Annotated in this window: 1 protein-coding gene; it reads left to right on the top strand. The window is 41.3% G+C overall.

The window, feature by feature from the left end; all coding sequences use genetic code 11:
• Positions 1–848: 848 nt before the first annotated feature.
• Positions 849–998 carry a CopG family transcriptional regulator gene (locus C1E58_RS11965; protein WP_146094115.1) on the top strand — a complete coding sequence of 50 codons (150 nt, stop codon included), beginning with the start codon at positions 849–851 and terminating at the stop codon, positions 996–998.
• Positions 999–1,118 lie beyond the last annotated feature (120 nt).

Raw genomic sequence — 1,118 nt, 5'->3', positions numbered from 1 at the left:
AAGATGAATCCTCTGAGCTATTAAGCTTTAGACCCCTCTAAAATCGTTTCTGAGCGTTTTTAGGTATCTTGGGGTATATTAACTAGACTCGAATGCTTAAAATCGATTCTGGGGCTTCTGAGAGCCTTGTAGAACCCTCTGAGCGATTTATGCCGTGAAAGCTCCTTGACGATAAGCAGGGACAAGGTAGACTTAGCGAGGGCGGTTCGGTCAGAACTTTGTTCGACCGACCGACAAAGCAAGAACTACCGTCCCTGGTTTCTTGTCGTCAAGGAGACCATGGAATAAAGTAAGCGGACATGATATAATAACCAATGCTGAAGCAAAACCTTCCGCAAGTCTATGCGAAAGGAGGTGGAGCGAGTGCATTACATTTTCGACGTCTTACTTGCTATTGTGGCAGAAGTAACGGCACATTACATTTGCAAGTGGTTAGATAGCAAGGACAAACGCTGAAGCTAGCCCAACACCGACAAAAAAGCCCCTAGGGAACTGGCATTCCTTAGGGGCTTCGGTGTGCTTGTGCACTACATTTTCGTAAGTTCATTGTATCACGTGGGAAAGCACGTGTCAAAAAAATGGGCACGTGAGAAAAACTTGAGGGGGATTTTTCTGCAGAAAAATCTAAAATCTGGGGGGGCTACTACGACCCCCCTTTTAAGTGCCGAGTGCCAAATCAATAAAAAAAATGCCTTGAAGCCATGTGTGGCAAGGGTTTGTAGGGGGTCAACAAAAATCAACAAATCGCCAACAAATCGCCAACAAAAATGACGGAGCTGTGAAAAAGGTTGACTAAACAAGTTGTTAGTGGTACACTTTTATACAAAGTCTAAAAGGGAGAAAAAAGAATGGCTACAGAAAAAAAACGAGTGCAAGTTAGTTTTACTGATGAACAACATGAAATGCTGGTTAATTTGGCAAAGCAAAAAGGTTTTTCTAAATCAGCTATTATTGTGCTAGCGCTTGAAGAATATCTAAAATCACAAAAACAAAATTAGAAAGGCCAAGAATGCAAAAAAAGAGCCACGGCTATGGCTCTTAAATCAAAATACTTCTTGGGTGTATTATACTTTATGGCTAAAGAAAAATCAAGATACTTTACTTTTCTGCTCTATCCT

Origin of the sequence: Streptococcus suis (genome assembly GCF_002964575.1) — a bacterium.
Classification (GTDB): domain Bacteria; phylum Bacillota; class Bacilli; order Lactobacillales; family Streptococcaceae; genus Streptococcus; species Streptococcus suis_R.
The sequence above is the reverse complement of the archived record's forward strand: the minus strand, read 5'-3'. Positions and strand labels throughout refer to the sequence as shown.